This is a genomic window from Amycolatopsis sp. NPDC003731 (genome assembly GCF_053586895.1).
In genome coordinates, this window is the sequence record NZ_JBSFNC010000062.1 from 41,974 (window position 1) to 48,605 (window position 6,632).

A 6,632-nucleotide genomic window follows, 5' to 3' on the forward strand; every position below is an offset into this window, starting at 1 on the left:
GTGTTGGTGCAGACCGAACCGCCCGCGCCCCGGGTGGTCCGAAGACCGTCCACAGTGGTCATCGCCGCGTTCGTCGCCGGAGTGGTGCCGTTCGCGTTCCACGTCTGGGCGGCCCTGCACGGCAGCCTCGCGCAGGACGACTTCGTCGTCACCCACCAGGCGGCCGCGGCCGGCCCGTTCGACCTCGGCTACCTGTTCCAGGACTACCACGGCCACCTGCAGCCCGGCGGGTTCTTCCTGGCCGCCGTGCTGACCTGGTGGGCGCCGCTGAACTTCCCGTTGCTGATGGCGCCTTTGCTGCTCATGCGGGCCGTCGCGACGGTGCTGTTCTGGTGCCTGCTGGTGCGCTGCTTCGGCCGCCGCTGGGCGATCCTGGTGCCGTTCACCGTGTTCACCGCGTCGACGTTGCTGCTGGTCCCGACGCTGTGGTGGTCCTACGGCATCCAGCTGGTGCCGGTGGTGCTGGCCGCCGCCGGTGCGCTGCACGCCCACGTCCGGTACCTGCAGGACGGCGGGCGCTGGTGGCTCGGTGTCTTCGCCTGGACGCTGTTCGGCCTGGCGTTCTACGAGAAGGCCGCGGTGATCCCGCTGCTGCTGGCCGGCGTGACCGTCCTGCTCGGACGGTCGTGGCGCGAGCACGTCCGGTACTGGGCGGCGCACGCCCTGCTGCTGGCCGCGTTCGTGATCGTCTTCTTCGTGGCGACGTCGAGCCAGGTCGGCCAGGGGGAGCAGCCGATGTCGGCCGGCACCGTCGCCGACCTGACCGGCCGGATGCTCGGCGACACCCTGCTGCCCGGGCTGGCCGGCGGGCCGTGGTCGGGCCCGGGGGCGGGCGCGACCTGGGCGCCGTCGCCGTTCGTGGTCGTCGTCGCGCTGCTGGCGGCCACGGTGGCCGTGGTGGTCGCCGGCGTGCGGACCGGTGGACGGCGGGCGTGGGGCGCCTGGGCGCTGCTCGCGGCGGTGTTCGCCGTGGACGTCGCTCTGCTCGCGCTGACCCGGCTGCGCGAAGTCGGCCCCGGGGCGGGTGACGACCCCCGGTACGTCGCCGATCTGGCGCTGGTGGCCGCGTTGTGCGGCGCGTTCGCTTTTCTGTCGCCGGGTGCGCCGTCCGGCGGAAAGCGTGAGCGGCCGATCGCCGTAATCGTGTGCGTGCTTCTGCTCGTCAGTTCCGCGATCGGCTTTTCCCGGCTCGCCCCGGCGCTGCGGTTCGAGCATTCCGGGCAGTACCTGGGAAATGTGCGCGCGGCCGTCGCCGAGGACCCGGATCTGGTGTTCTACGACACCTTCGTGCCGTCCGATGTGGTCCACGAATGGTTCGGGGCGGACTCGCGGGCGTCGCGCGTGGCGGGCCTGCTGCCCGGCACCCACTTCGACCAGCCGGCGAACCGGATGCACCAGCTCGACGCCACCGGTACCCCGCACCTGATCACCGGCGTGGAACCGGTTTCCCGCAGCCGGCCCGGACCGGTGCCGAACTGCGGGAACACGATCGGCGAGACGCTGGTGCGCATCCCGCTGGACACCCCGGTGCTCGGCCGGCACCTACTGAAGCTCGATTACTACACTTCGGACGGTGGCGAAGGCCTGGTCGAGCGGACGCCGGTGTGGTTCCAGGCCGGGCTGCACTCGCTGTACCTGCCGGTGGACGGCCTGTACGACCACATCGGCGTGCAGCTGTCCAGCCCGGGCGCGCCCGTGTGCCTCGCGAAGATCGAGATCGGGAAGCCGGTGACTCAGTAGGGGTCGTACGGGCTGTCGTGGCCGAGCAGCCGCGCGACCGGCCGCAACCGCAGGCGCAGCAGCACCTTGAGCACCACGTTGCGCAGGAACCAGGGCAGCTGCGCCAGGACGCGCAGCCGGTCCGCCGTGGACGGTGGCGCCAGCCGGAACCGCGCCAGCGACGTGGCCCGGTCCAGATAGGTGTACCGCCGTCCGAAGAGGACCTTCACGATCGTGCCGAGCGTGACGCCGATGGACGAAAAGCAGTCGTGGACCAGGATTTCCGCACCCGGCGGCAGGTGCGCCGACCAGCGCAGGTCGTCGGTGTAGGTCCAGTAGTCGTGCTTGCCGTCGATGTAAAGCAGCTGTATGGGCCGGTCCCAGTCAGGGCGCAGTTTCGTGCTGTAGCCGGCGACCAGCTCGACGACGTCGTCCAGCCCGGCCCGCCGGATGTTGCGCTCGAACAGCTGCCGCGTCGGCGATCCGCCGAACAACCGGCCGTCCACGAAGGGGTCGACGGCGATCACCGTGGCCCCGACCGTGCGGGCCGCGGCGCCGAGGACGATCGTGGACCGGCCCTGGTGGCTGCCGATTTCCAGGACGACGTCACCCTTTTCGAGGCGGCACGCGGCGTCCCACAGCGCTTCGCCCTGCGCGCGCGTCATCCAGCCCTTGACCGGCTCGGCCAGAGCCCAGGCATCTTCGAAGGAGATGGCGCACCTGCCAGGGGTTCGGGGGACTCGGGAAAATCGTCGGCACATGGTAGCCAGGTTTCGGCCTAGTATCTACCGGATGGTAACCGCCACCCGCGAACGCACCCGGGACGACGCCCCGCCCTCCGGCGGCGCCCGGAAGTTCTCGGTGGGCGCGTTCTTCCGCCGGCCCAGCACCTGGATCGTGCTGGCCCTGACCACGTTGTCCTTCCTGCAGATGCCGGGGAAGACGACGTTCGACACCAAACTGGACCTCGCGGTCGACCCGCTCGCCTTCCTCGGCCGCGCGCTGCACCTGTGGAACCCGGAGGCGACCGCGGGGGAGCTGCAGAACCAGGCGTACGGCTACCTCTTCCCGATGGGCCCGTTCTTCGCGCTGTGCCAGGCCGTGGGCGTCCCCGCGTGGATCGCGCAACGGCTGTGGGGTGCGGTCCTGCTTTCGGCCGCGTTCGGCGGCGCCCTGCTGCTCGCGCGGGCGATGAAGATCGGCTCCGAGCGCACCCGGCTGATCGGTGCGCTCGGGTACGCGCTCGCGCCGCGCATGCTGACCGAAATCGGCGGCCTGTCCGCGGAAATGCTGCCCGCGGTGCTGCTGCCGTGGGTGCTGGTGCCGCTCGTGCGGGCCGGGGCGATCGGCTCACCGCGGCGAGCCGCCGGGCTGTCCGCGCTCGCCGTGCTGTGCATGGGCGGGGTCAACGGCGCGATGGTCGTGATGGCGCTCGTCCTCCCCGGGCTCTGGCTGCTGACCCGCCGGTGGACCCGGGCGCACGTCGAGCTCGTGCTGTGGTGGTTCGTCTTCGTCGTCGGCGCGACCCTGTGGTGGATCCTGCCGCTGCTGCTGCTCGGCGAGTACAGCCTGCCGTTCCTGGACTACATCGAGTCCGCGACGAACACGACCGCGCCGATGTCGCTGTTCGAGGTGCTGCGCGGCACCAACCAGTGGGTCGCCTACGTCGTCCAGGGCACGCCGTGGTGGCCCGGGGGCTGGTCGCTGATCGACAACCCGGTGCTGATGCTCGCCACCGGGCTCGTCGCCGGCGTCGGCCTGTTCGGGCTGACCCGGCGCGGCCTGCCGGACCGGCGGTTCCTCGTGCTCGGCGTGGTCACCGGGCTGACCCTGCTGACCATCGGGTACGTCGGCACGCTCGACAGCCCCCTGGCCGAGCAGGTCCGGCACCTGCTCGACGGGCCGCTCGCGCCGCTGCGCAACGTGCACAAGTTCGAGCCGGTGCTGCGGTTGCCGCTGATGCTGGCGTTCGTGCACGGCATCTCCGGCCCCCGTCCGGTGCGGTCCGCGCGGCGGTTCCTGCGGCCCGCGCTGGGCCTGCTGCTGGTGCTGGTGATGGCCGCGCCGGCGTGGCTGCTGAACCTGCGGTCCGGCCCGGGCTGGAACGAAGTTCCCGGCTACTGGTACGACGCGATGGGGTACGTCGCCAAGGCCGACCCGAACGCGCGGACGCTGCTGCTGCCGGCCACCGGCTTCGGCGAATACGACTGGGGCCGCACGGTCGACGAGCCCGCGCAGGCGATCGCGCGCAGCCCGTGGGCGGTCCGCAACCAGGTGCCGCTGGGGTCCGAGGGGAACACGCGGCTGATGGACTCGGTGGACGCGGCGCTCGCCGACGGCCGCGGCGACCCCGGGCTCGCCGCGCTGCTCGCGCGCTCCGGCTACCGGTTCCTGCTGCTGCGCAACGACATCGACCGCGAACGGACCGCGGCCCCGCCGATCGCGACCCTGCGCGCCGGGCTGGCCGGGTCGCCGGGGATCGCCAAGGCGGCCGCGTTCGGCCCCCTCGAGGTCTACGAGGTCCGGAAGCCGGTGCCGCTGGCCACCGCGACGTCCACCACGGACGTCCCGACGGTGAGCGGCGGCCCGGAGAACCTGCTGCCGCTGATCGACTCCGGGCAGCTCGACCCGGCGACGCCGACCGTGCTCACCGGCGACGGCGGGTCGCCCGGCGGCCCGCGGCTGGTGACCGACGGCCTCCGCCGGGCCGAGCGGAACGTCGGCGGCGTCCGCGACAACCTCAGCCAGACGCTGACCGCGGGCGAGGCCTACCGTCAGCAGCGCGCGGCGGGCGATCTGCTGCCGTTCCCGGGCCAGGAGCACCAGACCGTGGCCGCGTACCGGGGGATCCGCTCGGTGACGGCGTCGACGGCGGCGTCGTTCGCCGACGCCTTCGGCGGGTCCGATCCCTCGCACCAGCCGTTCGCGGCGATCGACGGCGACCCGCGCACGGCGTGGCACTCGTCGTCGTTCACCGGGCCGATCGGCCAGTGGCTCGAGGTCGAACTGGACACCCCGCGGCTGGTGAACACCATTCAGTTGCAGATGGTGGACGACCTGCGGGTGGGCTGGCCGCCGACGCGGATCCGGATCACGACCGACAACGGTTCGGTCGACCAGCCGGTGATCCGCGGGGCCGGGCCGCACGAGTACGCCGTCGCCGCCGGCCTGACCCGCAAGGTGCGGATCACGCTGCTGTCGCTGGTGGTGGGGCGGCAGGACGGGAACGTCGGCATTGCGGAGCTGACGATCCCGGGCACCGAGCCGCAGCGTGCCCTGGAAGTGCCCGCGGACCTGCCGACCGGGCCCGCCCCCGGGTTCGCGTTCACCCGCGGTCAGCAGCCGCGGTACGCGTGCCTGCCGCTGGGTGCCGCCGTGCGCTGTGACGCCACGGCCGCCCGCGACGGCGAGGAACCCGACGGGATCCGGCGGCTGTTCAGCACCCCGGCGGAGCAGACGTACCTGGTCGGCGGTTCGGTGCTGCCGGCGGGCGGCGGCCGCAACCCGGTGGCGCTGCCGGGGGTCACCGTGGCGTCGACGTCCCAGCTGGGCGGCGACCCGGCGGCGGCCGGGTTCGCGGCGGTGGACGGCGATCCGGGCACGACGTGGCGCCCCGACGTCACCGACCTGCGGCCGACGCTGACCCTCGGGTGGCCGTCGCCGAAGCGGATTTCGGGGCTGCACATCGAGGTTTCGCCGGCCAGTGGCGCGCGGGCACCCCGGCAGGTGGAGCTGACCGGCCGGTCCGGGACGCGGACGGTGCAGCTCGACGCGAGCGGGTCGGCGTCCTTCGAGCCCCTGGACACCGACCAGCTGCAGCTCGTGCTGCCGGGCGACGACGACGATCCCGCGGCGCGCGCGGTGGTGGGCGTCGGCAGCCTGACGCTGTCGGGCAGCGACGGCCTGCTGCCGGCGCCGGACCCGGCGTTCACGGTGCCGTGCGGGTCCGGGCCGAACATCCACCTGGACGGGCTCGACTACCGGACGTCGGTGCAGGGCAAGCTGTCCGACATCACCGAGCACCGGTCGCTGACGCTGGGGATGTGCCGCGATTCGGAGGGTGGCATCGCGCTGCCGGCGGGCGGGCACGAGCTGCGGACGGACCGGTCGGAGTCGTTCGTCGTCCAGGACCTGTGGCTGAAGCCGGCGGGGAGCACGTCGCCGCCGGTGCACCGGGCGGTCCAGGTGGGTGCGTGGGACGCGGCGTCGCGGTCGGTGACGGTGGGGCCGGGCGCGGAGGCGGTGCTGGCGGTCCCGGAGAACGCCAACGCGGGCTGGACGGCCACTTTGGACGGACAGCAGCTCACCCGCACCCGGGTGGACGGCTGGCAGCAGGCCTGGATCGTCCCGGCGGGAGCGGGCGGCGTGGTGTCGCTGTCGTTCACACCGGACGCGCACTACCGGTCGAGCCTGTTGATCGGCGCGGCGGCGGTGCTGCTGTTGCTGGTGGGCGTCGCCTGGCCGGCCCGCCGCCGCCGGTTCACGATCTCGCCCGGCGGTTCCTGGATCCCGGTGGTGCTGATCGGGTTGCTGGTGGCGCTGGGCGGGATGTTGCCCGTGGTGCTGCTGATCGCGTGCTTGCTGGCCCGCCAGTTCTCGGAGCGGGCGCCGAGGTACCTGGCGTTCGGCGGCATGGCCGTGGCGGCGGCGGTGTCGGTGACGGGCCGCATCCTGGGCCACGGCCAGGAGTGGGCCTACGGCCCGGTCACCCAAGCCGCCCTCCTGCTCGCCGCGGCCGCCATGGTGGCGACGTGCGTGGATTGGTTCGTCCGAAAGAAAAACCCGACGGAACCGGCCGCTTAACTCCACCCGAAGAGCCGGCCCCCGTACCTGGAAGGACGACACGCGTACCTGGGTGGACGACACGCGTACCTGGGTGGACGACACGCGAGTGGTCCGGCTGGGTACGCGTG

General features: G+C 72.9%; 3 protein-coding genes. 2 read left to right on the forward strand and 1 reads right to left on the reverse strand.

What is annotated here, in order from left to right:
• Nucleotides 1-3 precede the first annotated feature (3 nt).
• On the forward strand, nt 4-1,740 hold the full coding sequence (locus tag ACWDN5_RS25000) for a hypothetical protein (protein WP_449677945.1): 1,737 nt from the start codon (nt 4-6) through the stop codon (nt 1,738-1,740).
• Here the strand turns inward: ACWDN5_RS25000 and ACWDN5_RS25005 are convergent.
• Nucleotides 1,734-2,384, reverse strand: a complete 651-nt coding sequence (locus ACWDN5_RS25005; protein WP_310967330.1) for a class I SAM-dependent methyltransferase — start codon at nt 2,382-2,384, stop codon at nt 1,734-1,736. The two genes, ACWDN5_RS25000 and ACWDN5_RS25005, sit on opposite strands and share 7 nt — an antisense overlap.
• A gap of 127 nt (nt 2,385-2,511) precedes the next feature.
• Between ACWDN5_RS25005 and ACWDN5_RS25010 the strand changes: the two genes are divergently transcribed.
• Nucleotides 2,512-6,522 (forward strand): alpha-(1->3)-arabinofuranosyltransferase domain-containing protein, encoded by a 4,011-nt coding sequence (locus ACWDN5_RS25010; RefSeq protein WP_449677946.1) that lies wholly within the window; start codon nt 2,512-2,514, stop codon nt 6,520-6,522.
• The last annotated feature ends 110 nt before the right edge of the window (nt 6,523-6,632 follow it).